The following is a 24,737-nucleotide window of genomic DNA, read 5'->3' on the forward strand; positions in this document are numbered from 1 at the left end:
GGTGCTTCTCTTCGTCGAAAGTACGCCTGCCCGTGCGGAGCGCACCCGCTGGTACTGAGTCCCATGCTCTGCCCTGGTTGTGTCGACGCTGCAGCTTCTTCACTTCCCTCAGTACAGCCGTAAGGCGCGGCCCGCGCCCCCGTCCTGTAGTTGCTGTGGGCAGGGGCGTGGGTCGTGGACATGTCCCGTCCGGTCGAGAGGACATCGACGGTGCGGGTGTCGGTGACTCACCCTCCGTGGCCATGCCGCACCGCACCCCGCGACCGCAGTCTGAGTGCGCCGGGGGTGCTGGCGTTTACACATCGCCGCTTGAGGAGCATCATGGACCAATGAACGACCGCCGTGTACCCGGGGCCCAGAAGGGCGAGCACGTCTGGGTCTGCCCGCGGGATAAGACCGTGAAGCTTCGAGAATCCCGAAGCCCAGAATGCCCGAAGCACAAAGGCGAGATGATGGTTCCCCTCAAGGGCTCTGCCCGTTAGGCGTCTTGCGTCGCAATTTCGCGAGCCAACTTCTACCTACCTGGGCAGGCGCCTCATGGCCAAACGATTGCGACTCCGCCTCGCGCACGAACTCCGCGATAGCAACGAGGAGAGACCCGTAGTATCGCGCGCTTGCGACCGCGGCCCGGTAAAGACTCAATGCCGCCACGGAAGCGACGATCACCGATACAACAGTGTAGATCGCGTGCGTCGAGTTGAATCGGATGGCAGCAATGAGTCCGGACGATACTGCCACCAGAAACATGGAGCAGTATAGGTCTAGTCGTCCACGCTGCTCGTCGTGCGACGATTGCAATGATGGTGGCAGAAGGTGGAATGAGCGGTCTACGAGGTCCTGAACTGTCTCGTAGCCAGTATCATTCTCGAAGCGACGCAGCACATTGCCTAGCCGGGTTGGCATTATGTGCTTGGAGTGCGGAAAATCATCCAGCGCCTTCTCTACATTGACATGCCGCCTGCGCAAGTCGGATGGCGCGTAGCGCCACCAGTCAGTCGAGTCGACAAGAGCAACCTGTGCGTCGTTCAGCGTTGATGGCGCTTCCCCTCCGAGCACCTGGGCGCCGAGCGCCTGGACCATGGCGTTCGTATAGTCGTCTTCCGCCGCAATGCGAAACTTCGCTCTCTTCCAGGCTCGCTTGGTCAGCCGTCTCTGACGTTTAACGAGTCGCTTCCTGACGTTCCGCCAATGTTTCGCCCGCGCTTGCGCAACCCGTTCAACTGGTCTCCATACGCCCCAGTAGCCCTCGAGTAGTCTGATCGACTCGAATGTGAACGCCTGAGTAACCATCGTCACAACGACCACGGTCATTACCAGCAGCACAGCCCCGCCGATGCTGATGTTTGCCATCTGTTCCAACGCCGATGAGATCACTGCGCCCGGGTCAAGTCGGACTGGCTCCCCTTCGCTCGCCAGGGTGTCGCGGCCTCCCAGGACATCACCCACCCGCATTATGAAGGTGACCAGCAGCGTGAGTGCCGCGGCCGGGAGCCAGGCGCTGAGCGCCAACTGCTCAAGGATGCGTGTGACGAGTTGCGATAACGAGTTCGACGCCGTGGACAGCGCCACAGACGCGGCATTCCCTGGCTGGCTGGCAGTCACAGTCCAATCCTCCCGCGCCGAGCCGCCGGAGCGGCGCATTGCATGAGGTACGGCGTGTGTCGTTGTAGCGCCGCCACCGCCCGGCTTGGCCTCAGCACGCTGGGCTGCGAGATCGACCGGCGGCTCACCCACATCGACGGCCCGGACCTCCGAGGAGGCCGTTATTGCGCCGCCATCGCCTCGAGGTGTCAAGCTGGTCATGCCGCAGACAACGGGCGTCCGGTCAAGGATCCCCTTACGGGCTGCGCCTTGCGACAAATAGCGCCGTGAAAAAGCCGCCATTTAGCTCCGAGATTCACACGACGGTCTACGCGGAAAGGCACCCCTTCGGAGCCGCTCGCCGCGAACACGGCGATTCTCGAATCAACCTGTTCTTGAAATCCTTCGTTCTCGAGACCAGGCGGCAGCTCCCAGCCCGCCGTTGAGAAACCTCCCCAGGCGTGACCGGTTAGGGGACGGCCCATCTCAACCTATATTCAGAGGGAGCCGGGCAGTTATGGGTTGCGGGTGATGTGCAACAGCAGGGGCGCATGTAAGTCGTCCAATTTGAGGGACCTTAACCAGTAATTTTTTGCCGTGGCTGGTTCTCCTGCCCGGTAGCTGGCAATTCCCAGGAAGTTAAGGCCATCGGAATCTTTGGGTGAGTTTTCCAAGTTCTGGAGAGCGGCGGCACGAATTGAAGGGTCGGGGGACATTGTCTCCTTATAAACGTTCGCGGACGGGACACCGTGATGTTCCGCTAAATTAAGGAGTTCTGTGGCATGCGGCGCGTCGCCTGCCAAAGCGTCCAGTAGGGCTAATGCCAGCGCCGCCCATCCCACGGCTTCACTGTCACCGTGGCCTGCTCCGGTATTGATGACCGCCTGCCAGGCGATTCGGGCGCCATCCAATTCCGGGGGATCCATGCGGGCCGCCAGCAGCTCACCGAGGTTATTCATGGCGTCGGTGTCACCGGCGGTGGCGGCCTGTTCGAACCAGCGGCGCGCTTGCCACAGGTCCGGCGGATTCAGCCGGTCCGCGAGCAGGTTTCCGAGGTTGAGCATCCCATCGGTGTTACCGGCGGCGGCGGCTTGTTCGTACCAGCGGCGCGCTTGCCTCAGGTCCGGCGGATTCAGCCGGTCCGCGAGCAGGGTCCCGAGGTTGAGCATCCCATCGGTGTTACCGGCGGTGGCGGCTTGTTCGTACCAGCGGCGCGCTTGCCCCAGGTCCGGCGGATTCAGCCGGTCCGCGAGCAGGATCCCGAGGTTGAGCATCCCATCGGTGTTACCGGCGGTGGCGGCTTGTTCGTACCAGCGGCGCGCTTGCCCCAGGTCCGGCGGATTCAGCCGGTCCGCGAGCAGGATCCCGAGGTTGACCATCGCTCCGGTGTTACCGGCGGTGGCGGCTTGTTCGTACCAGCGACGCGCTTCACCCAACTCCGGCAGATCCGTCTGCTCGGCCAGCAGGACTCCGAGACTATTCATTGCGGCGGTGTCGCCGGCGGTGGCGGCTTGTTCGTACCAGCGGCGCGCTTGCCCCAGGTCCGGCGGATCGAGCCGGTACGCGAGCAGGTTTCCGAGGTTGACCATCGCTCCGGTGTTACCGGCGGTGGCGGCTTGTTCGTACCAGCGACGCGCTTCACCCAACTCCGGCAGATCCGTCTGCTCGGCCAGCAGGACTCCGAGGTTGACCATCGCTCCGGTGTTACCGGCGGTGGCGGCTTGTTCGTACCAGCGGCGGGCCTCCTCCAGTTCGGGCGGATCGAGCTGGTCCGCGAGCAGGTTTCCGAGGTTGAGCATCGCGCCGGTGTGTCCGGCGGTGGCGGCTTGTTCGTACCAGCGGCGCGCTTGCCCCAGGTCCGGCGGATCGAGTTGGTCCTCGAGCAGGATTCCGAGGTTGAGCATCGCGCCGGTGTTACCGGCGGTGGCGGCCTGGTGAAAGGCACGGACTGCAGCCGCCATGTCGCCGCGTTCGTAGGCGGCTATGCCCACCGAAAAGGCGGCATCGATGTCGGCGATTCTGAGTGCTTTGTCCCAAAAAAAGTCCGGGATTGGGCGGATCCCGCCGGTTTGGCCGTCGTCCGCGGCGACGAGGTAGGAGAAAGCTCTGTAGGCGCGTGTCCGGTCCGGTAACGGGCCGGTGGCGAGGGCGGCGACCCGGCCGGCTTCTTTTGGGGGGGTCCGGGCTGTCATGATGCTCTTACGAATCTGCTTAGGTGTGGGGGCCATGTCGGGCCGGTAAGCGAACAAGGCATCCAGGGAGAAATCAGCCAGGTCTGTTTCTGGTATTGGGTCCGGCATGCCGACGCGGGTCCAATCGATGGCTGTCTGGATGACCGCGTGAAGCAGCGGGTCTGCGCGGCGGGCGACGCGGTATTGCTTGAGCAGGTACGGGGCGCCGGCAAGTTGCTCGGCGAGTCCGTAAGTGCTGAGGTCCTGCCCGGGATAGGCCTGCTGTGCTGCTGCCTGTTCGGCCGGGTTATCGGAGGTCGGGCCCAGTTCCAGCTCGGTGGCTTCCTCCAGCACCCGGCGGGCCTCGCGCGTGAGCTCGTCGTCCCGGTCGAGCAGGCGGGACCACTCCTCGGTCCGCAGCGTGGCCACCACGACAGTGTTCCCGAGCCGTGCCAGCAGGGCGGTGAGCAGGGCAGTGGTCAACGGCTCCCTAATTCCTGTCAGGTACCTTTGCAGGTCATTGAGCCAGAGCACGATCGCATCGGTGCTGGAACGTATCCGGGGGTGTTTCGCGAGGGCGGCCAGGGACGTCGTGGCAGGTATCAGCAGCCGGGCCCGCGGCCATGTGGTTCTGATGGCTTCGAATGCGGTCCGGGTCTTGCCGGCCTTGGAAGGGCCGACCAGCAACACCATCCGCCCCGGCACCAGCAACTCCCTGAGCCGGGCGTCCACGTCCTGGAAGGTGCGCGCCACGTAGGGGTCGTCGGTTCCGGCGTCTTCCCGGGTTCCGTATCTGGACTCGGTGGCACCGGCCAGATAGGGGTTCAGGTCCTGGACCAGGGGCAGGTCCCCGCCGATGAGCCGCTCCACCAAACCGGCCAGGGGCTCCACCGGTTCCGCGGCGGCCAAGACAAGATCGTTCGGTCTGGGGAGCCCGAGTGCGTCCGCGATTCTGCGGGCCTCCGGATCGTCGGCCGCCATAAGGGTGTCGAAGGCGGTGGCGCGCAGGGCCGAGCCGCCCTGGGCAGGGTGGTGTTCGATGATGACCCCGATGGCCAGACCGTGGTGGAAAACCGTGGCCCCGGAAAAGCCGCCCCACGGCGAGGGATGAGGCGCCTGGGGGGAAGGTATTTTGCGGGTGTTTTGGGCGAAAGGGGGTCCGGGGCGGATGTTCGGGTCCCGGATCAGCAGCTGGCCCGACTCCGCACCGTCGGTCTGATAGAGCGTTCCGTGCACTTCGGACGTTGCCCGGCCTACAGAATCGCTTTGGAATAACGGGAATCCGATCGCCTGACAGTCCTCCAGTATTCCGGCTCGGCTCCGGTCCACACGGGCGAAAACCACCGCAGAGAGTTCCGCTTCCCACGGTGCATCATCTTCCAGGGTGATGACCGCCACGTCCAGTTCCGGGCACACGATGACATTGCCGCCGGGTACTGTCGCCCCATCGCTGGCCTGCACCACCTTGATCTCTGCCGCAGGTTTCCCGGACTTCTTGTCCCTGATGCAGTGCCCGGCGGTCAGCACCAGCCGTCCGGTCACCAGATATCCTGAGCCGACTTCTGCATGCCCATCGGCCCAGGTGGCCATCACCGCGACTACCCGGTCCAGCTCCACTCCGGTCTGACCGGTACCGGCAGCCATGGTCAGCCTCCGTCAGGCTCCGTCAGGCTCCGGGCGGGCCCGGCCGCGGCGCGGGCCGATGACCTCATCCGGGGACACCGGGGACGAGATGGCGAAGTCCGAGGTCAAGGTCCCGTCCTCCCGCAGCCACAGCGGCGCCAGGCGCAGAGTCAGCGTCTGCGTGGTGACATTTTCATACCCGCCGCCGGCATCGAAGATCGCCCATCCGATTTTGCCGTTCGCGTCCTTGGTCACGGCGACCTGCACCGTCAGCTCCACCGGTTCGATGGAGAACCGCATCACCTGGCCCTCACCCGCCGCTGCTGCGGTCACCAGCTCCCCGCGCAGCGCTTCAATCGCATCAGCGAGCCCGACCACTGCCTTATCCATCCCCCCACCCCAATCCGCCAGATTCGGATCAAACCCACCGCGGACCGGCGGCCGCAGCGGATGCCACCATATTCCCCCAAAGAGGCGCCCTTGGACAGGGCCAAACCACTTGCTTGGCAGTACCGGAGGCCTCCGTCCCTGGCGGCAGAGGGAAGCGATGTGCCTTCCCGAACAGACCACGCCAACCAAAAGTGCTCTTGCTCCTATGCACGGTCTATAGAGAGCACACGCGCGGCTCTCAATTCAGGACGTTCTAGGAATCCTTCATTTTCAAGAACAGAAAAGGAGGCCGACGAGTCCATGGACGAGGAAAGGAGATGCTGCGATGACGCGGCAAGCACTCGGCTAGACTCCGGGCATGGAAGAACGGCACAAAGACTTTGTTGAGGATACAAGTGTTGCGGTAATCGAGGCTGCCGTATCAATGATTCCAGTAGTCGGCGGCCCCGCGACAGTCATCGTCAATCGCTCGTTCGGTTCCGCCGTTCAACGCCGAAACGAACGCATTTTTGCGGAGATCGCCACGGCTGTAGAGCTACTTATGCAACGCCTCGACTGCATCGAACCGGAGGCAGTCTTGGCCTCTGAGGAATTCCAGGCAGCCGCGCACCGCGCCTTCCGGGCAGCGCAAGAAACTCCCAGCGACGACAAGCGAAAGCTTCTTCGAAATGCACTCCTAAACGGATACATAGCAGTCGATGTAGTTCCTCAACGTGATGCGTTCCTGTCGATCATGGCCCGCTATCAGCCTGAACACGTCATAGTGCTCCGAACGATCAGAACACTCATGGTCGGACGTGAAACGATGCTTGAGCACGCCGCGTCACGCATTGGCGATCGACTCGAAGGGTCTTTGGCCCATGAGCCTGTCAGGGCGTGGCTACGGGAGCTGGTGAACGACGGACTGGCTTCCGAAAGTATAGAGAATCGGGTCGAGGAAATAAATGTAGGAATACCGAGGCCATACGGGCCTCCTCACACACGACAGGTTGCCAAGACCACTGCCCGGCATAGCATCTCTGCACAAGGCGAGGCCTTCCTTGATTTCGTGGAAGATCCCTTCCACGAGGTAAACAACGACTGATGTTGAACGTCATGAACCAGTTCGGCTAGGGGGACAGACAGCGCGCACGGGACCGCGGTCTGCCCACAAGTCCACCTATTTGATTAGCTTGGCAAGCTTCTCATCCAAGATGCTATTCAGCGCCCCATCCCGACGTTTTTGTAGCTCTGACACTTTTCGGTCCTTGGCAGGGATTTTCTTCAGGGCTTCATCCAGCTCGGCGATCTGCCTGGCCAAGCCGATGTCATTGAGTGACTCCGCGACCTCCAAGATGTCAGTCGATCCGCCATTGTTGCTGGCGCTGTAAAACCGTTCGTGCAAGATAGCGCTGACAGCCGATGGTGCCCAGTTTTTCAACGACGGTTCGCTGGCGCCACTCACTCGCGCAAGAACATAGGGGTCGCCCTCCAAAACTTCGCGGTCAGGCTCCTTCTTATATCGGAGCGTCCCGCTGTATTCATCGACGAGAAACTGATTGCCCCTGTAATCGAACTCCTTGGCAATAATTGATCCGCCTGGGCCTTGCACTTTCTTAGGCTGCTGGTCTCCGTAGAAGAGCACCCATGAAGACTCGGCGCGCGCGTAGCCCTCTTCGGCGATGGGTAGGGGGCTCCAGGTGGAGATCCAGTCTTTCTCGTTGTCGAACCATCCATCCAGTGCGCGGGAGGCGAATTTTATGGCGTTGCTAGCTGCGTATACGATGGCTGCTGCCTCTTTAGCAGCAGGAATCGAGGCAAAGATAGGCAAATTGCTGACCTTACCCACGGCGTCGGTCCATACCGCAAGCTTGGCCGGATCGAACTTGTCGAAGGCCATTCGAATCTCGACATCCAGGGACCGGTGGACCATCCCTGGGCTGTAATAGATGACGTTGGAGCCACCCTGCTCCGGGGAAGGAATCAGCGTTTCTCCAGATGCGACATCCTTGAAGTAGTAGTGCATTGCCAGTGGCGTGGAACCCTTCAGGTACTCATTCTTTACCGCGGAAGCGACTAGCACTCCGCCGATACGATCGCGGTGATGCCAAGCGGCGCTCCCAGGAAAGATACTTTCAATCGTCAGAATCAAGGGGAGTCCCGGTCCGATAGGTGAAAAGGGCACGATCCCAGAGACGCCCCCGCCACCGCCACCGCCGCCGAAAACTTCAAGACGAGACACGAGCGTGACTTCACTAGGGTCGTACCCTTCGTATCCGTCTTCTTCCCCTCTGTTGTGAATCATCACATTGCCTCTCTGGTATTCCCTAGAAGGCCGCCCCCCCCAACTTCGGTCGGTAACCGCCCAGTGTAAGAGCCTCCCTGTTTCTCATCAAGAACAAATCGTTCTGCAATGGCGCCGCACAAATATGGGTGAGAGATGTGGACCGATACCCATCGAGGGAGCATCATGATCGAGAGCATGCGACGAACTGGTCCTCGTACCCGACGCAGGTGGAACGTACGGCAATGACCTGTGGGTCATGGACTACCAGCCCGGCATTGGCTAGGACCACCTGAACCGGATCCAGGGTCATCCGATGGAGGCCGACTGCGACGTCAGCGGCCCCGATTTCGCGATCAAGCTGATCGTTGCCGCCGATGTCGACGGCGACGGGCGCGATGAACTGGTGCTCATCCCCGACGCCGTCTTCGGCCGGAAATAGCAGAAGCGGCGCAGGGCTGCCTCTACGTTCTCCAAAAGGCACTAGCGCTGCGCACGGCGATCGACGGTTCTTTTACATCGGGCGGACGCTACTCAAGACATTTTTTGCGGGAGCAGTCCGATACTTCGGCGCTCCGACAGAGTCCTATTTTGATGAGGACCAGATCATGGTTCCGGCCACCCTCAACGAAACCCAAGGCGACGAAAAGAAGAATTGGCTAGGATTCCTCATTGCCAGTGGAGGCAAGATCGGCTTTTGCATACACCGCGACATCGAGCAAGAGGCCTCATCCCGCCAGCCGATGCAGACATAACGGCGAGCCGATCAGTGTCGAATCCGGTCAGGACAGTCTCGGCGCCGAACGGATTGATGGTTCGGACACCGAACCTAGCGGCCTAGAAACTTCGAGCGACCGTGTGTCATTTCGGGGAATCACATGAGTCGAAACTGATCTTCGTACAAACTCGTCATTGTCACGGGTTCTGTGCCGGAGGAGACTTAAGGTGACGGCATCCCATCTCGAGCCGCCCGCGGGGCCATCCGGCTGCGGGGCCTCACGGTACCCGGTAGCGGCCTGGTGGATCGATGAGCTCCATGACACCCCCCGGAAAGGCCGCTCAGCGGTCGCGCCATCTGTCGCGCCATCTCTTGTCCCTTGTGGCTATCGCACTGATTGGATGTCTCGGCGGATGCGATTATGAGTCCGATGACGTCCCGCTGCCGTCCGCCAGTCTTCCCACTACGGAGGCTCGCACGGTCCCACCGCTACCGGACGGCGGCGACACCGGCAGGGTCCCACTACTGCCGGAGAATGGCGACATCGCCGCCGGCACATACCTCGTCCCCGCCACCGGCTTCACGGTGCTTTTCGAGATCACTGTCCCAGACGGCTGGTCGAGCACCGACGGCGAAGGTCTGGCCAAGGACGACCCGGATCACCCTGATGAATGGGGGGTCTTCGTGGGTTGGTGGCCCGCCAAATATGTGCCGACGGACGCATGCGCGTGGCAGGACGCGCTCGTCGAGGTCGGTCCGTCGCCTGAGGTCTTCCTCGACGCGATGACGGCGCAGACGTCAACGGCGAGCACTCCTCCCGTCGAGGTCATGTTGGGCGATTACTCCGGCTTCGAGTTTGACCACTCCGTCGAAGGCGACGTGGACATCAAAGCCTGCGACCGCGGCAAGTTCTGCATCCACTCAGAGCTCTCAAACGAATGCACACGCTGGTACTCGAGCGCCGCTGAGCGCGAAACCTACCGCGTGGTCGACTTGAACGGCCAGCGCGGTGTGATCTGGGTGGTCCAATTCCACGAATCGATCAATCCGGAGCTGACGAGCGAGGCACGCGCCGTCTTCGACTCGATAGTGTTCAGGTCCGGCAAGTGACCAGCTGATGCGATAGATGAGCCAGCCAGCGGGCGCCGACTCCTTCTCTGAACCCACCTGGGTGTCTCATAGCCTCCGTGCCTCGAATTCCTAGCGATACAAGACAGCTTGCGGGTCATTCATGCGCATATAGCGGTCACAGAAAGCCGCCATCTATCGGCAAACTTCGCACCCCACGCCCGCGCCGTTCCACCGGTCATGATCACGTAGCTGCTTGAGGATCCCGGTGGTTAGCCAACTCCGGCGGGCCGCTACAGGTCCGCGAGCACCGATCCCGGGTTCTCCATGCAATCGGCCACGAACCGGAGGAACCCGGCCGCGGTGCCGCCGTCGCACACGCGGTGATCGAAGGTGAGCGTCAGTTCGGTGACCTTGCGGACCGCCAGCTCACCGTTCACCACCCACGGCTTGTCCATGATGCGCCCGACGCCGAGGATCGCCACCTCGGGGTGGTTGATGATGGCCGCGGACCCGTCCACGCCGAACACGCCGTAGTTGTTCAGCGTGAAGCTGCCGCTGCCCAGCTGCTCCGGGGTCCCCTTTCCCTCGCGCACGACGGCGGTGAGCCGGCGGATCTCCGCGTCCAGTTCGCGGGCGCTGAGTTTGTCCGCGTTGCGGATCGAAGGCACCGTCAGTCCGCGGTCCGTCTGGGCCGCGAAGCCGAGGTTGATGCCGTCGAAGGCCACGATCTCCTGGCCGCCGTCGGCGGTGGTCTCGATGCGGGTGTTCAGCTCGGGGAATCGTTTTAACCCGGCTGTGACAAAACGTGCGATGAAGGCGAGAAGGCCCGGGGCACCGTGATCGGACTTCTTGAGCCCGGCCCGAAGCTCCACCAGGGCGGTCGCGTCAACGTCAACCCAGACGGTGGCCTCCGGAATCTCCTGCCGGCTGCGGGTCATGTTCGCGGCAACAACCTTGCGGACACCCTTGACGGGGGTCCGGGAGGAAATGCCCAGGCCAGTGCGGGCGTCCGTTCCATCCTCGGCTGCGGTCCCCGCCCGCGGCGGCACAATCACAGGCTTGGGCTCAGCCACAGGGCTCGCCTCAACCTCGGGACTGCTGATGGCCGCCTCAACATCCCGGCGCATGATCAGGCCGCTGTCGCCCGAACCGTGGAGGTCTCCCAGATCCACGCCGTGTTCCCGGGCCATCCGCCGCACGAGCGGTGAAATGACGGCGCCCAATCTCCCGGGCACCCGCGTGCGGAGCAGCGAGAGGTCAACATCCGGTGTTTCGGCGGGCTCGGCTTCGGCAGGTTCAGCCACCGAAAAAGACCTGCGCGGGGCCCGGGTGCGGCGCACCTGGCCGCTGCCGCCGGGAGTCCCGTAGCCGATCAGCACATTGCCGGACCCGGCCTTCTCTTCCTCACGGTAAGCGTTCGCCGCAACCTCAGCCGGCGCGGATGATGCCGCCCCGGGAGTGGCATCGGGCCTGTCGGAGCCGGACGGCATGCTGCTTGCAGCATTGCCGTCCGGCGAAGGGGCGGGGGCGGCATCATCCGTGCTGGCCACCCGAGCCACGGAGATCAAAGGCTTCCCCACGTCCAGCGTCTGCCCGGGCTCACCGTGGAGCTGAGCGACGGTCCCGGCATAGGGCGACGGCACTTCCACCACGGACTTGGCCGTCTCCACCTCGGCGATCGGCTGGTCAACGCGGATCTCATCGCCCACGGCCACCAGCCAGTTGATGAGTTCGGCTTCGGTGAGGCCTTCGCCGAGGTCGGGCAGCATGAATACTTGCAGTGCAGGGGTCATCGGTCAGTCTTCCCACTGGAGGTTGTCAACGGCGTCGAGGATGCGGTCCACGCCGGGCAGGTAGTAGTGCTCGAGCTTCGGCGCCGGGTAGGGGACGTCGAAACCGGTGACGCGGCGGATCGGCGCGGCGAGATGGTGGAAGCAGCGTTCCTGGACCCGCGCCACGATCTCGGAGGACACGGACGCGAACCCGTGCGCTTCGGCGATCACCACGGCCCGGCCGGTCTTGCGGACGGACGCGCACACGGTCTCGTCGTCGAACGGGACGATGGAGCGCACGTCGATGACTTCCAGCGAGCGGCCCTCCTCCGCTGCGGCGGCAGCCGCGGCGAGCGCCGTGGGCACGGACGGCCCGTAGGCGATGAGCGTTGCGTCAGTGCCGGAACGCGCGACGGCGGCGCGGCCTTCCGAGGACGTGCCCACCTTGCGATTCGCAGAGTGAGCAGAACGGAGATCCTCGAGGTCCACCATGTCCTTGGACCAGTACAGCTTCTTGGGCTCCATGAACATGACGGGATCGTCCGAGTCGATGGCCTCCCGCAGCATCCGGTAGGAATCGGCCACGGTGGCGGGCGTGAACACCTTCAGGCCGGCGGTGTGGGCGTAGTACGACTCGGAGGAGTCGCAGTGGTGCTCCACTCCCCCGATCCCGCCGGCGTACGGAACCCGGATCACCATGGGCAGCTTCAGGGCGCCCTTGGTGCGGTTGTGCATCTTGGCCACGTGGCTGACGATCTGCTGGAACGCCGGGTAGGCGAAGGCATCGAACTGCATCTCCACCACCGGGCGCATCCCGTTCATGGCCATCCCCACAGCCATGCCCACAATGCCCGACTCGGCCAGGGGCGTGTCGAAGCAGCGCTGCTCGCCGAACGTGCGGGTGAGCCCGTCCGTGATGCGGAAGACCCCGCCCAGCTGGCCCACGTCCTCGCCGAAGACCAGGACGGAGGGGTCGGCGTGCATGGCGTCAGCCAGGGCCGTATTGAGGGCCTTGGCCATGGTGACGGACTGCGGACCCGAAGCCTCGGCCGCGGAAGCGGCGGAGGCGGCGGCCCGGGCCGTGGCTGCGCTGACGTTGCCGTTCGCCTCTGAGGACGTGGTCACTGTCGGGCTCATTTCGAGGCCTCCCCGGAGGATGCGTCGCGGGCAAGTTCGTCAGCCAGCATGGCGGCCTGCTCCTTCAGTTGGGGTGTGGGTTCGGAGAACACATGCCGGAAGAGCTCCTGCGGGTCCACCGGAACATCCTCACCCAGCCCCTCACGAAGCTGAGTGGCAACTGCTTCCGCGTGCGCGGCAATCCGCGAGTCGCCGTCGTCGTCCAGCAGTCCACGGCCGGTGAGGTACGTCCGCATCCGGGCCACCGGATCCTTCGCCAGCCACTCGGCAACTTCACTGTCCTGCCGGTAGCGGGTGGCGTCGTCGGCGTTGGTGTGCGCCTGCATCCGGTAGGTGTTCGCCTCCACCAGGAGCGGGCCCGAGCCGCCCCGCGCGAGCGCAACGGCCCGGTCCAGCACGGCAAGGAGGGCCACCACGTCGTTGCCGTCCACGCGTTCGCCGGCCATGCCGTAGCCCACAGCCTTGTGCGCCAGGGAAGGGGCCACGGACTGGTGCGCCAGCGGAACGGAGATGGCGTACTTGTTGTTCTGGACGAAGAAGATGACCGGCAGGTGGAAGACGGCGGCGAAGTTCAGGGCTTCGTGGAAGTCGCCTTCGCTGGTGGCGCCGTCGCCGCACATCGCCATGACCACCGTGTCCTCGCCGCGGAGCTTGGCCGCGTGCGCCACCCCGACGGCGTGCAGCAGCTGCGTGGTCAGCGGCGTGCACTGGATGCCCACTTTGTGCTTGGCGGGATCGTAGCCGCTGTGCCAGTCGCCGCGGAAGATGGTCATGGTCTGCACGGGATCAACCCCGCGCGTCATGACCGCCACGGCGTCCCGGTAGGTGGGGAACAGCCAGTCGCCCTCGGCAAGGCAGAGCGCCGCGGCCACCTGGCAGGCTTCCTGCCCGTGGCTGGACGGGTACACGGCCATGCGCCCCTGCCGGACGAGTGCCGAGTTCTGGTCGTTGACGCGGCGTCCGACGACGAGCTGCTCGTACGCTGCCAGCAGTTCCTCATCGCCGGGCAACGGGTACTCGTGGCCGGGTTCGGTGCCCTGCTCGCCTTCGGCCAGGAGCCGTCCCTCCGGGTCCACCATCTGGATCTGGTGCCGGGCAGGGAGCATGTAGTCCTCAACCGTGATGCCGAACTTGCGCACGGCTTCGGTCACGGCATTTTCGGCCGGGCGGGGCTGGGCCTGGTCCGGCGCAGAGCCGGGCGCAGAGCCCGGGGCAGTGTGGTCCGCGGAGATCGTCATTGGTCAGTCCTTCTGTAGCCACTATTCCTTCCCAGTATTGACCTAACAGATGTTTCGTATCCAGACCTGAGGAGAATCGTGGAGAAGTCAGAACGGGATGGCTATTCTGGAAGACGAATCGTAAGCACGGGCAGCACTACGGCAGGGAGCTGTGGACATATTGGCAGGCACACCAGACCAGGCCGAACCGGCGCCGCTGGACGACGTGGACCGCCACATCATCGCCGAGCTGACCCGCGACGGCCGGATGTCCGTCACCCAGGTGGCGCAGAACGTCCACATCTCCAGGGCCCATGCGTACACCCGCATCGCGCGGCTCACCAGCGACGGGGTGCTGACCAAGTTCACCGCCCTGGTGGACCCCATCAAGGCGGGGCTCAAGTCCTCCGCCTACGTCACCCTCAAAGTGAGCCAGCACTCCTGGCGCGAACTGCGCGAAGAGCTCAAAGCCATCCCGGAGGTCCACCACATCGCCCTGGTGGGCGGGGACTTCGACGTCATCCTGCTGGTGCGCGCCATCGACAACACCGACCTCCGCCGGGTGATCTTCGACCAGCTGCAGTCCATGCCGGGCGTCCTGGACACGCAGACGTTCCTGGTGTTTGAAGACGTGGATACGCGCTGAGGTCCGGCGAAGTCCAGGTCCCGTAAACCGGGGCCCTGACCACGGGTCTCCGGGCCGAAAATACAGTACCTACTACTCGCGCCTCCTAACCCCGGGTCCGGGCATGGCGCCGGATGGTTGAGACTTGCACCGGGTAGCCTGGCGTTTTGAATCAGGTAGCCACTACTCGTGAACTGGGTCAGCGCGCCGCTTAGCGTGGACATCGGGCCGGCGGTGGTGGTGCGGACCAAGACCGTTCGTACTGCCTCCCAGCACCCGCCGGCCCTCCTAAAGCTGCCCCCAGGGCTAAATTCCCGCGTGAATCACCGCGGGGGCGCGCCGCATGGTCCGGACAGGTGATCCGGGCCACAATATCGCCTTGAGCTGGGACGATACCAATCTTGAGTGAGTCTTGAGCCGATGCGGGGGCGCTCCTTGAGGGTGGGTCGGAAGAGTGGTTCCGGTCAGTCCGAGAGAGGTTCTGACCCACACACTTCGGCCGGCCCACAGGGCGGTCCACACGCAAAAAGGGAACAGTCACATGGGCATCAGCATGAAAACCACCTCCGGCAAAATCCTCGCCTCCGTCGCACTGGTCGGCACCGCGGCAGCCGTCGCCGGCATGGGCACCTACGGTGCGTTCACCTCCACCACCACCGCCAGCCAGGCCGTCACCGCCGGAAACGTCACCATCGCCCTGGCCGACGCCGGCGCCACCAATACGCTCAATGTCCCCGTCGCCGATGTCCTGCCCGGGGACAAGGTCGAGCGGCTCGCAACCCTGCTCAACACCGGCACCTCGAACCTGAACAACGTCACCCTGAACACGGCAGCGACCGGCACTCTGTCCGCGCTGACCACCGATCCGACCGACGGCCTGCAGCTGACCATCGAGAACTGCTCCAGCCCCTGGGCCGGCACCGCCGGCGCCTACACCTGCGCCGGGACCAAGACCACCGTGCTGGCCAGCGGCCCGGTCATCACCGGCACCGCGAAGACCCTCACCCTGCCGGCGGCACTGACCGCCGGGGCTGCGGACAACCTGAAGGTCATCACCACCCTGCCGGCCACCGCAGGCAACGCTTTCCAGAAACTGACCAGCACCGTCGGGTTCACCTTCACCGCCACCCAGCGCACCGCAACCACCAAATAGCCCCACCGCCAGCCGTAACCCCGGAACGAGGACCCTCCATGACCGCCATTGATTTCGCCCATGCCACCCACACGGGTAGTACCAGGGCACTTCACGACCTGGCGGGTCCTCGCACCAACGAAGGCAGGGCAGCACGGATCATTGGCCGGTCGGTCTCGATCCTGACCACCACGCTGATGGTGCTGGCCATGCTGACGTTCCTGGCCATGGCCATCGGCCCGCGTCTGATGGGCTACCAGACCCTGACCATGCTGACCGGATCCATGGCCCCGCTGATCAACCCGGGCGACGTCGTGGTCACGGTGCCCGTCCCGGCACGGGAAATCAATGTCGGGGACATCATCACCTACCACATCCCCGTCGAGGACCAGAGGGTTGAAACCCACCGCGTCACCGAGGTGACCACCAACCCGGACAGCACCATCGCAGTCCAGACCAAAGGGGATGCGAACAACGGCGTCGACCCCTGGACCGCGACCATCACCGGAACCACCGTGGACCGGCACGTGGCCACCATCCCCCACCTCGGCACCATCATCAGGACCGCGCGAGAACCCCTCGTGATGAACATCCTCATGTACGGGGCACCGACCATCCTGGTCATCGGCATGCTCGCCAGCATCTGGGGCAAGAAACCCGAACAGAAGGACAAGGACAGGACCGTGTCAGAGGTGGAAAGTCTTGCCTGAACGGCACCGGAGCGTGCTTCACTTCGACCGGATCCGCGACCTCGCCGCCCAGCTGGAAAGCCGGGCCGACGCCCTGAAATTCCTCGAAATCTACCTGCAGATGCTGCCCGGCCGCTTGCAGCGCATCCTCAACGGAATCCACGATGGCGACAAAGGAGCGATCCACGACGCCGTGCTCAGCCTGAAAGTCGCCTCAGCCATGACCGGGGCACTGGAGATTGAGAGTACCTGCATCAGGTTGCAGTCTCATGTGGAGGCTGCACGCTTCAACCATGCACGTGTCCAATCGCTCGCACTTTCCCGCAGCGTTTCCCGGCTATACGGGGCGGCGCAGGCAGTGCTGCACCACGCACAAGCCACGCTGGAAACCATGCCGATCGCGGACAGTGGATACGGGACTTCCGTTGCGGCTTAATGGAGCGGATGGCACTCCTGACGTGCGGCGCAGAACCATCCCGTGGCGCAAGTGTGTCAGCGTTATCCTTGCCCTGTTCATCCTGACATCCGTTCCGATAGCCGCGCACGCCGCCTTCACCTCCTCAGCCCAAGCCTCACAGCGTGTTACCGCGGGAAGCATGACGCCTCCGGCCTCAGCTGCGGTGAGCATGAAGTGTGACGCTTGGTTCATCCCAATCTTCGTCAAGCCCAGAATCACCGTCACCTCCTACTCGTCCGTCACACGCGCAAACTACTACGACATCAAGCTGTTTGATCCCTCCGGTGATCTCCAGCGCACCGCAGATCTGAGCACCGCGGCAGGCAGGTCATACGTCGCGGATCAATACCAATGGCCTGGTACGTGGAAGTATGAAATCCGCGCACACTACAAAGTCCCGGGAAGCACTAACATCTGGTCCAGCGAACCCCTCACGGGGACTCTGAATTGCTCCTGACCTCAGCGGTACGAACGGTCCCCTAATGACTCGCGGCGGGCTCCAGTTCCCGGGCGCGCTCCGGAACGGAACGGACGACGTCGGGCTCTAACCTTTTGGAGGCCCAGCGGCGGATGGGGCGCTCCACAAAGCGGAACGACAGCCAGGCCATCAGCACGGTCAGCGCTGCCGCGAGCGGGACGCGGAACCAGAGTGACGGGACGAGGGGTATCAGCAGGAGGTAGACGGGCAGGTGCCAGAGGTAGGCGGCGTAGGAGAGGTCGCGGCCGGGGTTGGCGAGCCAGGGGTGGCTCAGGATCCGTGAGGCCAGGCCGGCCGGGCGGAGGACGAGCGAGCCGATGACCAGTCCGGCGAGGAGTGCCAGGGCGGTGGGACCGCCCGTCCAGAAGACATCGAACCATGCGCCGGGCGTGTTCGGCTCGTTGAGTACGAACACGGCAGCCGCCAGGGCGAGCCCTGCCAGCGGACCGGCCCAGCGTGCAGCGGCCTGCAGGGATGTGTGGACCCGGGAGCCCGGGCTGACCGATGCGAACACCAGGGCCAGGGTGCACCCCAGCAGCAGCTGGTCGGCCCGGGTATCCGGCCCGTTGTAGAGCCGGGCCAGCGGCGCCCCGTCCATCACCAGGAGGAACCGTGAAACCAGGAATCCGGCCGCCAGGACGGCGGTCAGCCAGGCGACGGTGCGGACCATCCAGAACCGCAGCATGACCAAAAGGAGCAGCGGCCAGACCAGGTAGAACTGCTCCTCGACGGCCAGGGTCCAGGTAGGGCTCAGCGCGTTGCCGCCCGTGGAGGCACCGAACATCCCGAAGTTGGACAGGTTCATCACGTAGGCGGCCGCCGGGATGGAGTTGGCGGCCTGGCCGCCCCACCCGGACAGCGGAAAGATCAGCCCGCCAAGAACCACCACGGCGCAGACCGCCAGCAGCGCGGGCCAGAGCCGGGCCAGCCGCTTGGCGTAGAAGACGCCCAGCCGCAGCCGGCCCGTGGCCCGGTACTCCTTCATGATCAGGAGGGTGATCACGAAGCCGCTGAGCGTGAAGAACACGTCCACGCCGATCGATCCGCCGGGGACGAGTTCCGTCACGGTATGGAAGAGGAAGACGCCAATGACCGCGATGGTGCGCAGACCATCCAGGGCATGTTTCCGTCCGGAGATCAGCCCGTTTCCGGGCGCAACCGGACGTTCCGTCACTGTCGGGGTTCCGCTACTTGACCAAGAATTCACCCATCCAGACTACATAACGTTTCTATAACTACGCCAAGTGCAGGCTGGGTAAGACCTGACCGTGAAGCCGGCCCCGGGGAGCTAGGCCGCCGTCTTGAGGATGTTGCCCTCAACGATGCACACTGACAGGGCGTCCTGAGGCACCAGTCGCCCAACCCTCACTGGCGACGTGCGCGGTTCATAGGTGCCGTCTGCGATGACGCCGCTAGTGTTGCTACCCCACCCCCAGGCTAAGCCGTCACTGGTGACGGCATTGGCCCCGGTATCCCTTGCGGATACTGACACGACATTCGTAAGTGCGGCGACCCTGGTCGGAACCCACCGGTCCACATTGGTTCCGTCCCCCAACTGCCCTTCAGAGTTGCGACCCCAGGACCAGAGCGAACCGTCTGTTTTCAGCGCATACGCGCTTCTGCCGCCAGCCGAGATTGATGCCACGTCGGTTAGCCCTGTCACCTCCACTGGGGCAGTTCGCGACGTGTTGGTTCCGTCTCCGAGACCTCCTTCTGTGTTGTATCCCCACGCCAGCACTCGCCCGTCAGCCCGTAAGGCATAGGTATTGAACAGTCCTGCGGCAACCTCCCGTATCCCCGATACCGCAAGATTTTGGATAGGAGTCAGGTGCTCAGGTTCAGGATTGGTTTGGTCTGGAGCTTCCCCCCAGCTCCATACCGTCCCGTCGCCCTTCAAGGCTGTGGTGTGGTGTGTCGTCGGGGCGATAGCCCGTACATCCGTCAATACGGACACCCGAACCGGAGTAGACCTATTTGTCGTTGTTCCATCCCCTAGTGCACCCCAGCCATTCCCTCCCCAGGACCAGAGTGTGCCGTCATTTTTTATCGCGTAAGCCGATCGGCCAGCGGCGGCGATGGCCTTAACATCCGCCAATCCCGTTACCTGAACAGGATCGGCACTGTGACTGAGACCCCACACACCAAGTTCGCCAAGGGCGTTGATCCCCCAAGCCCATACGGTTCCATCACTTTTCAAGGCAAAGCCAGTGCTGCTGCCGGCCGCTATGGCTTTGACGTCGCTGAGCGAGGGAATCGGCTGGGGTGTGATTCTGTCTACCTCCGTCCCGTCACCGAGGGCGCCCCAGCCAGCAAAGCCCCACGACCACACAGTGCCTTCATTCGTTAGTGCGTACCCGGTTCGGTCATATGTGTCACTTACCACCGACTTCACGTTACTGAGGTAAGGATTTTCGTCTGCGATTATTTTCAATGTGGCGAGACTGCTTGAACCGGCCGTATCCGAAACTCTGACGGTGAATGTTGAGGTGCCCGCCGCAGCGATTGTTCCTGTGATGATTCCCGAACCTGCGTCCAATTCCAGCCCCTTGGGCAATGCCCCAGAGGATATCGCCCATGCATAGGGCGAAGTGCCGCCAGTGGCACTGATACCGGCGCGATACGTTTGGCCAACAGCTGCTCGTGGAAGGACCAACGTCTGGATTGCCACCACCCTCGGGTCGCCGGGTTGTGTGACGGGTGTGCCTTCGCAGGGGTTGACTTCTAGGAGCTTCCAGGCAGTGCTGATGCCGTCGCTTCGTTCAAGCTTGAACCCCATAACTTCGATTCCGGCCACTACGCCCAACCTGGCCTCGAATCCAATCTCGATTGGGCAAGACCATGATCGAGTTCCGTTGCTGGCGATCACGGCGATCGGGGCCGACGCGTATGGGCCGGCCCCGAACGTAATTCCCGCGATGCCGTAGAACCTGATATCAGCGTCGAAGTCAAGAGCCAGTCGCGCGGTCAGGGACGCCGTTGCCTGAACGTCATTCTGAACCCCAGTCGCTTGCGGTTTGGTGTTTATCAAGTTGAACGAGCCCTCACGGTACTTGAACCCAAAATCGGAAGAGACTGTATGAGCCGTGACATAGGAGATTTCCGCCGTCCCTGCAGCGCTGAGATTCACGGCAACCTCGGCCTCCGCCGTTACCACGACCGGTATGGCCGTCGGGAAAACTATCACGGCTTTCAGCACGCCGAGCTTCGCGCTGGCAGTGCCCTCAAGCGTGCCGCTGACAGCAACGGAATGCTTGGACGAGAAGGACGGCGTAAGAACCACGGAAGCCTCCTTCAGTTGCAGGAAACCGGCTTCCAACGTCATCCTGGCCCTGGCTGAGGCTTTAATGGAGGAATCGAGGGTGATGGAGCCGTCGCCGTGGAGTTCGTCCGTGCCGACCTCCGACTTGATGGTCCTCTTCAGTGAAAAGGATTCGGAGAACACCTCACCAGAACTCAATGCCTCCGGTCGCACTTTCGAAAATGGGACTGCATTGGACTGGGCGGTCGTGACCGTGACGTCTGGTTCTGGGGTGAAGGTGGACGACACGGGAGTCCCGGCCACCTCCAGCAGCCCGGAAGTGGACACGATTGCCTCCGTGAGCGTCGCGGGCTTCAGCTTGACCACCGTGTTTCCGCCAGGATCCCGGGAAACTTGCACGACGCGAGCCAACAAACCTTCGGGAGTGCCCGCCGTCACCCCGGCAACCAGTACGTCATTCGCGTTAATCTCGGCGGCCTCGCTAGTGGGGAGCGTCAAAGCGCCACCGGACACCAATGCCGTATCAAGCTGTGCAGCGTCCAAGAGCTCAACGTCCGGCGCGACGGTTATTACCCCGGCAGCCGGGTCCAGCGGGTTAGCTGGAACCTTTTCTGTGGAGTATCGGTAAAGGAAAGCAGCCATGGCATCCCGGGCAATACCGTTCAGCGGCCGGTACTCCTTGACCCCACCACCGATGTCCCAGCCCGTGGAAATCCCGGACGACGCCAGCCATGTGATTTCCCGGTAGAAGGCACCGCCGCCGGCCACGTCCACAAACGGCGATACCGCTGGTGCAGTGAACGCAGCAGGCTGGGCGAACCGGAAGAGGAAAGCGGCCATCGCATCTCTGGCGATCGAGCTAAACGGCCGGTACTCACGTTTGCCCCCACCAACATCCCAGCCGGTGGAGATTCCTGTTGAAGCCAACCAGGTGATTTCCTTGTAGAACGCGACTCCGGGAGCCACGTCCGTAAACGGTGACGAGGCGGGCGGCGTATAAGCAGGCGAGCCAGCCTTCCGGTACAAGAACGCAGCCATCGCGTCCCGCGCAATGCTGTCTAGGGGCCGGTACTGGCGTACCCCGCCGCCAACGTCCCAACCCGTGGATATCCGTTCCGCGGCCAGCCAGGAAATCTCCTTGTGGAACACCGACGACTCCGGGACGTCGGTAAAGGAAACAACGCCCTCCACCACCGGGTCAGCAGCCATAGACGGCGGCAAGACCATCAATCCCGGCGCAACCACGCACAATAAAACAGCAAGAAGACGGGCAACACCACGACGAAACACCGCAACCCCCAACACGGAAACCCCAGAAAACCAGATGCAGGGCCATCCCTCGGTGGGGAGATCCGGGTGCATCGAGCATGCCTGCGCAGCCGCAGACGCCCGGAGACTAACAGCGCTCGCTCAAGAAATACTCAAGATGACGAGGGAACAAACGGACCGTTGCCCCGCCGCTTAAAGCGCTGTAACGGTTCCGATCGCCGCAAAAGCAGACAGAAGCCCCAGACCAGATCAGTGGGTGGTCGGCATTCCGAGGGAGTGCATTTCGGCAGGGTCCAAACGACGGCGACACCGGCTCGGTGCCGGCTCCAGAGCAAGCGAGTCCATGCGGCCACATCCTGCTTGCTACTGACAGCACGGTGGGCTGAGACCCGACGCGCAACCAAATGGTCAAGTCCTATGAAGCGCTCAGCAATTTGGAATTTTCAGCAGTCGGCAACAATCCGGAGGAACTGGCTGCGGCGCTGGAGGAGCCCCCTACCGTGAGGCCGCGACGGGCTCGTCGTAGTCGGCGGTGATGAGGATGTTGCCTTCGGAGATCGACTCGGAGAGGACGCCGTGTTCGAGGGCGGTGGCCAGCGGCTTTCCCTTGACGAAAACGAGTACGACGGCGGCAATCACCGCGAGCGGGACCATCCAGATGACGATGGGGGTCAGGGCGTCGTTGTAGGAGGAGACGAACAGGTCCTTGATCCCTGCCGGCAGGTGGTTGACCCGTGCAGGCGTGAGGGAGTTCGATCCGCCGGGTGTGCCGTCGCCGGCGGCGGGCAGGCGCTCGGTGAGGAGGTACGCGGCGTCGGCGAAATCAAGGTTCAACTTTTCTTCCCCTGAAACAGGTCCTGCGCATCGCAGGTTGTGGTCTGCGCCGAAGCGTTTGGAATGACGTGGCAGCGAAGGACCCCATCCTCAACCTTCACCAGGATGGTGCGAGGGCTGAGCACCCCGGGCACATGCAGGGGTTCGTTCTGGGCCGTCGCCGCCGTCACCTCTGATGTGTCGTCTCCGGCGGCCACGCTCACCCTGACTTCACCGTCGAAGTCGGAGAGCGCCGAAAGCGTCAGGACGATTTGGCCGGTCTCACCGGGCCGGAGGTTGTAGGCCAGAGGGGAATTTGGCTGGCCGGTTCCGGCGGGCCCCAGGAGCGACTTGTCAAAAAACGCCCCTTCGCCGGAATCGAGGAGCAGCCGTGCTGGTTCTGCCACCACGCCGCCGTCGCCGAACTTGTCGCACTCCACGATGTAGGCTGCGGCCGCCGGCGTTGACGAGTCGGCGACGCCGTGGACGTTGCCGACGGCGAGTGAACCACCGCCGCCGGCCGAATTCCGCAGCTCCACAAGGTAGTCGCGCTGGAAACGCACCCCGTGCTGTTGCAGCCACTGTTCCTGTTCAGCCGAACAGAGCCGGCCACCTGACGGGAACGTTTCGACGGGAGAGCCAACGGGGAGGGCGAAATGCGACACAGCGTCGGAGCGGAACGGTTTCATGATGACTTTGAGCGACTGGGCGCTCGACTCGTCCTTGAAGATGATGGGCCATATCGAAACGACGCTGGTTATCACGGTCACTAGTGCCACGATCACCGCCCAAATGCGGGCTACCTTCGACTTCCACAGGCTTGGCCTGGACGGCGGCGGGACCGTGTTTTCCGGAGAAACGGTGGCCGGCGGAGAACTGGCAGCCGTGACCGCCGGGACGGCCTCGTCCTGCTGGGCCAGTGCCACCGCGTTGTGTGGCGGTCCGGTCAGCGGTCCACCCGGCCCGATCGCGTCATGTCCTCGCGGCTCAACCATTTTTGGCCTGGGCCTTGAGCTGCGCAACGGAGCAGACCGTCCGCATAGTGGTGTACTTCGTCTTCGTTGTGGACTTCTTGTCCGGGCAGACTGTTCCGCCATCTATCCAGAGTGTGGACTCAACGCGCGGGCCGTAGCCGGACTTACCGCTGTTCAGAAGTGGCAGTGGCACCTCAATTTCCTTCTCCCCGTCGGCCGCAGACACCGTGGCAAGGACCCGGCCGGAGACGGTGCCCACAGGGTAGGGAACCTGGACAGAAAGTGCGGCAACCGATGTTTCCCCGGCCGCAAGATTGAAAACGGCGGGCATTCCGGCCGGGATGTCGCGGGTCAGATCCTCGCCAAACATGGACGGGCCGCCAAACACCGCGGTACCGTTCCCGGCGGGAAGGATGACGTCACGGGACATCGAATACCCTGCTGCTGCGCCACCGGCCCAGTCGTTGTAGTTGGAGCAGACAATGCTGAAGCCCGCGCCGGCAAATGGCGCAAACTCGGCTTCAAGACGGATGTCTTTGAAGGAAATCGATTGGGCCGACGTTGACGTGTTGGTCAGGGTCGCGCCGCCGAGTGCAATCCTGCCCTCATAAACGGACAGCCTGTCATCTACCAGAAGTGCGTTCTTGCTCAGCCAGTCACGCTGTGCCGGAGTGCACCCCGGGGTCGCGCCCAAGCAGTCATACAGTGCAGTGCTGGTCGCAAAATCCTTGGAGATACATGACAGCGACGGGAGGCGGTTCTTCTCCAGGGGAAATTCCTCCACGATTGCGGTGGAACTGACCACCCAGTGCTCGCTGATGATCACCATCTTGACTGGCGGCGGGACGACCACGGAAAGGCTGTCCAACGACTGGGGCACGGCCGGCGAGGCAATGGCTTGTTGCGGAGTCTCGGAGGAAGTCCCTGTGCCCTGCTGGACCACTGCGCCGTCGGCAACATTCGCATTCTTGCTCGCCAGCCAGGTTGCTCCGGTGGCTCCTGCCACCACTATGGCCAGGCTTGCACCTATCCCGCCAACCAGCTTGGAAATCCGTCCCGCCATAATTGCCCCCAAATGCACCAGATACGTCCGTTGAT

General features: G+C 63.4%; 20 protein-coding genes. 8 read left to right on the forward strand and 12 right to left on the reverse strand.

The window, feature by feature from the left end; genetic code table 11:
• Nucleotides 1–462 precede the first annotated feature (462 nt).
• From IAQ70_RS01370 to IAQ70_RS01380, 3 genes are all read right to left on the reverse strand, one after another.
• Complete coding sequence (locus IAQ70_RS01370) at nucleotides 463–1,602, reverse strand: hypothetical protein (protein ID WP_190987504.1); 1,140 nt, start codon at nucleotides 1,600–1,602, stop codon at nucleotides 463–465.
• A gap of 494 nt (nucleotides 1,603–2,096) precedes the next feature.
• Complete coding sequence (locus IAQ70_RS01375) at nucleotides 2,097–5,396, reverse strand: trypsin-like peptidase domain-containing protein (RefSeq protein WP_190987505.1); 3,300 nt, start codon at nucleotides 5,394–5,396, stop codon at nucleotides 2,097–2,099.
• Between the two features lie 12 nt (nucleotides 5,397–5,408).
• The gene (locus IAQ70_RS01380; RefSeq protein WP_190987506.1) at nucleotides 5,409–5,765 is read right to left on the reverse strand and encodes a trypco2 family protein; all 357 of its coding nucleotides are present in this window, start codon (nucleotides 5,763–5,765) and stop codon (nucleotides 5,409–5,411) included.
• Between the two features lie 358 nt (nucleotides 5,766–6,123).
• Between IAQ70_RS01380 and IAQ70_RS01385 the strand changes: the two genes are divergently transcribed.
• Complete coding sequence (locus IAQ70_RS01385) at nucleotides 6,124–6,849, forward strand: hypothetical protein (protein WP_190987507.1); 726 nt, start codon at nucleotides 6,124–6,126, stop codon at nucleotides 6,847–6,849.
• Nucleotides 6,850–6,924: 75 nt separating this feature from the next.
• Here the strand turns inward: IAQ70_RS01385 and IAQ70_RS01390 are convergent, their stop codons facing one another.
• The gene (locus IAQ70_RS01390) at nucleotides 6,925–8,049 is read right to left on the reverse strand and encodes a hypothetical protein (RefSeq protein ID WP_190987508.1); all 1,125 of its coding nucleotides are present in this window, start codon (nucleotides 8,047–8,049) and stop codon (nucleotides 6,925–6,927) included.
• Between the two features lie 295 nt (nucleotides 8,050–8,344).
• On the opposite strand from IAQ70_RS01390, the gene IAQ70_RS22990 reads away from it, so the two are divergent.
• The 3 genes from IAQ70_RS22990 to IAQ70_RS01400 all read left to right on the forward strand — a co-directional run bounded on the left by IAQ70_RS22990 (nucleotide 8,345) and on the right by IAQ70_RS01400 (nucleotide 9,856).
• Nucleotides 8,345–8,470, forward strand: a complete 126-nt coding sequence (locus IAQ70_RS22990; RefSeq protein ID WP_263406469.1) for a hypothetical protein — start codon at nucleotides 8,345–8,347, stop codon at nucleotides 8,468–8,470.
• A 166-nt stretch (nucleotides 8,471–8,636) separates the two neighbouring features.
• A complete protein-coding gene (locus IAQ70_RS01395; RefSeq protein ID WP_190987509.1) occupies nucleotides 8,637–8,783 on the forward strand; it encodes a hypothetical protein in 147 nt (48 codons plus the stop codon).
• Nucleotides 8,784–9,064: 281 nt separating this feature from the next.
• Entirely contained in the window at nucleotides 9,065–9,856 is a 792-nt protein-coding gene (locus IAQ70_RS01400; protein ID WP_407682552.1) for a hypothetical protein, read from the forward strand.
• 251 nt (nucleotides 9,857–10,107) lie between these two features.
• On the opposite strand, the gene IAQ70_RS01405 is transcribed toward IAQ70_RS01400, so the two are convergent.
• Genes IAQ70_RS01405 through pdhA form a run of 3 tightly spaced genes read right to left on the reverse strand, consistent with a single transcriptional unit; the run spans nucleotide 10,108 to nucleotide 13,964 of the window.
• Nucleotides 10,108–11,610, reverse strand: coding sequence for a dihydrolipoamide acetyltransferase family protein (locus IAQ70_RS01405; RefSeq protein ID WP_190987511.1), 1,503 nt, complete (start codon nucleotides 11,608–11,610; stop codon nucleotides 10,108–10,110).
• A gap of 3 nt (nucleotides 11,611–11,613) precedes the next feature.
• Nucleotides 11,614–12,726, reverse strand: a complete 1,113-nt coding sequence (locus IAQ70_RS01410) for an alpha-ketoacid dehydrogenase subunit beta (protein ID WP_190987512.1) — start codon at nucleotides 12,724–12,726, stop codon at nucleotides 11,614–11,616.
• Entirely contained in the window at nucleotides 12,723–13,964 is a 1,242-nt protein-coding gene (gene pdhA / locus IAQ70_RS01415; RefSeq protein WP_190987513.1) for a pyruvate dehydrogenase (acetyl-transferring) E1 component subunit alpha, read from the reverse strand. The genes IAQ70_RS01410 and pdhA overlap by 4 nt, the downstream gene beginning before the upstream one ends.
• A gap of 160 nt (nucleotides 13,965–14,124) precedes the next feature.
• On the opposite strand from pdhA, the gene IAQ70_RS01420 reads away from it, so the two are divergent.
• From IAQ70_RS01420 to IAQ70_RS01435, 4 genes are all read left to right on the forward strand, one after another.
• The gene (locus IAQ70_RS01420) at nucleotides 14,125–14,589 is read left to right on the forward strand and encodes an Lrp/AsnC family transcriptional regulator (protein WP_190987680.1); all 465 of its coding nucleotides are present in this window, start codon (nucleotides 14,125–14,127) and stop codon (nucleotides 14,587–14,589) included.
• Nucleotides 14,590–15,109: 520 nt separating this feature from the next.
• On the forward strand, nucleotides 15,110–15,721 hold the full coding sequence (locus IAQ70_RS01425) for a TasA family protein (RefSeq protein WP_190987514.1): 612 nt from the start codon (nucleotides 15,110–15,112) through the stop codon (nucleotides 15,719–15,721).
• A gap of 38 nt (nucleotides 15,722–15,759) precedes the next feature.
• Nucleotides 15,760–16,410 carry a signal peptidase I gene (locus IAQ70_RS01430; RefSeq protein WP_190987515.1) on the forward strand — a complete coding sequence of 217 codons (651 nt, stop codon included), beginning with the start codon at nucleotides 15,760–15,762 and terminating at the stop codon, nucleotides 16,408–16,410.
• Nucleotides 16,403–16,825, forward strand: a complete 423-nt coding sequence (locus IAQ70_RS01435) for an Hpt domain-containing protein (protein ID WP_190987516.1) — start codon at nucleotides 16,403–16,405, stop codon at nucleotides 16,823–16,825. Before IAQ70_RS01430 ends, IAQ70_RS01435 begins: the two co-directional genes overlap by 8 nt.
• 500 nt (nucleotides 16,826–17,325) lie before the next feature.
• Here the strand turns inward: IAQ70_RS01435 and IAQ70_RS01440 are convergent, their stop codons facing one another.
• The 5 genes from IAQ70_RS01440 to IAQ70_RS01460 all read right to left on the reverse strand — a co-directional run bounded on the left by IAQ70_RS01440 (nucleotide 17,326) and on the right by IAQ70_RS01460 (nucleotide 24,702).
• On the reverse strand, nucleotides 17,326–18,498 hold the full coding sequence (locus IAQ70_RS01440) for an acyltransferase family protein (protein ID WP_317983546.1): 1,173 nt from the start codon (nucleotides 18,496–18,498) through the stop codon (nucleotides 17,326–17,328).
• A gap of 114 nt (nucleotides 18,499–18,612) precedes the next feature.
• Entirely contained in the window at nucleotides 18,613–21,792 is a 3,180-nt protein-coding gene (locus IAQ70_RS01445; RefSeq protein ID WP_223858589.1) for an RCC1 domain-containing protein, read from the reverse strand.
• A 555-nt stretch (nucleotides 21,793–22,347) separates the two neighbouring features.
• Nucleotides 22,348–22,686 carry a hypothetical protein gene (locus IAQ70_RS01450; protein ID WP_190987517.1) on the reverse strand — a complete coding sequence of 113 codons (339 nt, stop codon included), beginning with the start codon at nucleotides 22,684–22,686 and terminating at the stop codon, nucleotides 22,348–22,350.
• Nucleotides 22,683–23,660 (reverse strand): hypothetical protein, encoded by a 978-nt coding sequence (locus tag IAQ70_RS01455; RefSeq protein ID WP_223858591.1) that lies wholly within the window; start codon nucleotides 23,658–23,660, stop codon nucleotides 22,683–22,685. The genes IAQ70_RS01450 and IAQ70_RS01455 overlap by 4 nt, the downstream gene beginning before the upstream one ends.
• Complete coding sequence (locus IAQ70_RS01460; RefSeq protein ID WP_190987518.1) at nucleotides 23,653–24,702, reverse strand: hypothetical protein; 1,050 nt, start codon at nucleotides 24,700–24,702, stop codon at nucleotides 23,653–23,655. Before IAQ70_RS01460 ends, IAQ70_RS01455 begins: the two co-directional genes overlap by 8 nt.
• Nucleotides 24,703–24,737: the final 35 nt, after the last annotated feature.

This window comes from Pseudarthrobacter sulfonivorans (assembly GCF_014712225.1).
Taxonomy (GTDB): domain Bacteria; phylum Actinomycetota; class Actinomycetes; order Actinomycetales; family Micrococcaceae; genus Arthrobacter; species Arthrobacter sulfonivorans.

Excerpts from the sequence above, each read along its gene's own strand:
- IAQ70_RS01405 (WP_190987511.1), bottom strand. The coding sequence starts at position 11,610 with ATGACCCCTGCACTGCAAGTATTCATGCTGCCCGACCTCGGCGAAGGC.
- IAQ70_RS01390 (WP_190987508.1), bottom strand. The coding sequence starts at position 8,049 with ATGATTCACAACAGAGGGGAAGAAGACGGATACGAAGGGTACGACCCT.
- IAQ70_RS01460 (WP_190987518.1), bottom strand. The coding sequence starts at position 24,702 with ATGGCGGGACGGATTTCCAAGCTGGTTGGCGGGATAGGTGCAAGCCTG.
- IAQ70_RS01385 (WP_190987507.1), top strand. The coding sequence starts at position 6,124 with ATGGAAGAACGGCACAAAGACTTTGTTGAGGATACAAGTGTTGCGGTA.
- IAQ70_RS01430 (WP_190987515.1), top strand. The coding sequence starts at position 15,760 with ATGACCGCCATTGATTTCGCCCATGCCACCCACACGGGTAGTACCAGG.
- IAQ70_RS01455 (WP_223858591.1), bottom strand. The coding sequence starts at position 23,660 with ATGGTTGAGCCGCGAGGACATGACGCGATCGGGCCGGGTGGACCGCTG.
- IAQ70_RS01400 (WP_407682552.1), top strand. The coding sequence starts at position 9,065 with ATGACACCCCCCGGAAAGGCCGCTCAGCGGTCGCGCCATCTGTCGCGC.
- IAQ70_RS01410 (WP_190987512.1), bottom strand. The coding sequence starts at position 12,726 with ATGAGCCCGACAGTGACCACGTCCTCAGAGGCGAACGGCAACGTCAGC.
- IAQ70_RS01445 (WP_223858589.1), bottom strand. The coding sequence starts at position 21,792 with ATGGCTGCTGACCCGGTGGTGGAGGGCGTTGTTTCCTTTACCGACGTC.
- IAQ70_RS22990 (WP_263406469.1), top strand. The coding sequence starts at position 8,345 with ATGGAGGCCGACTGCGACGTCAGCGGCCCCGATTTCGCGATCAAGCTG.
- IAQ70_RS01375 (WP_190987505.1), bottom strand. The coding sequence starts at position 5,396 with ATGGCTGCCGGTACCGGTCAGACCGGAGTGGAGCTGGACCGGGTAGTC.
- IAQ70_RS01380 (WP_190987506.1), bottom strand. The coding sequence starts at position 5,765 with ATGGATAAGGCAGTGGTCGGGCTCGCTGATGCGATTGAAGCGCTGCGC.
- IAQ70_RS01425 (WP_190987514.1), top strand. The coding sequence starts at position 15,110 with ATGGGCATCAGCATGAAAACCACCTCCGGCAAAATCCTCGCCTCCGTC.
- IAQ70_RS01395 (WP_190987509.1), top strand. The coding sequence starts at position 8,637 with ATGGTTCCGGCCACCCTCAACGAAACCCAAGGCGACGAAAAGAAGAAT.
- pdhA (WP_190987513.1), bottom strand. The coding sequence starts at position 13,964 with ATGACGATCTCCGCGGACCACACTGCCCCGGGCTCTGCGCCCGGCTCT.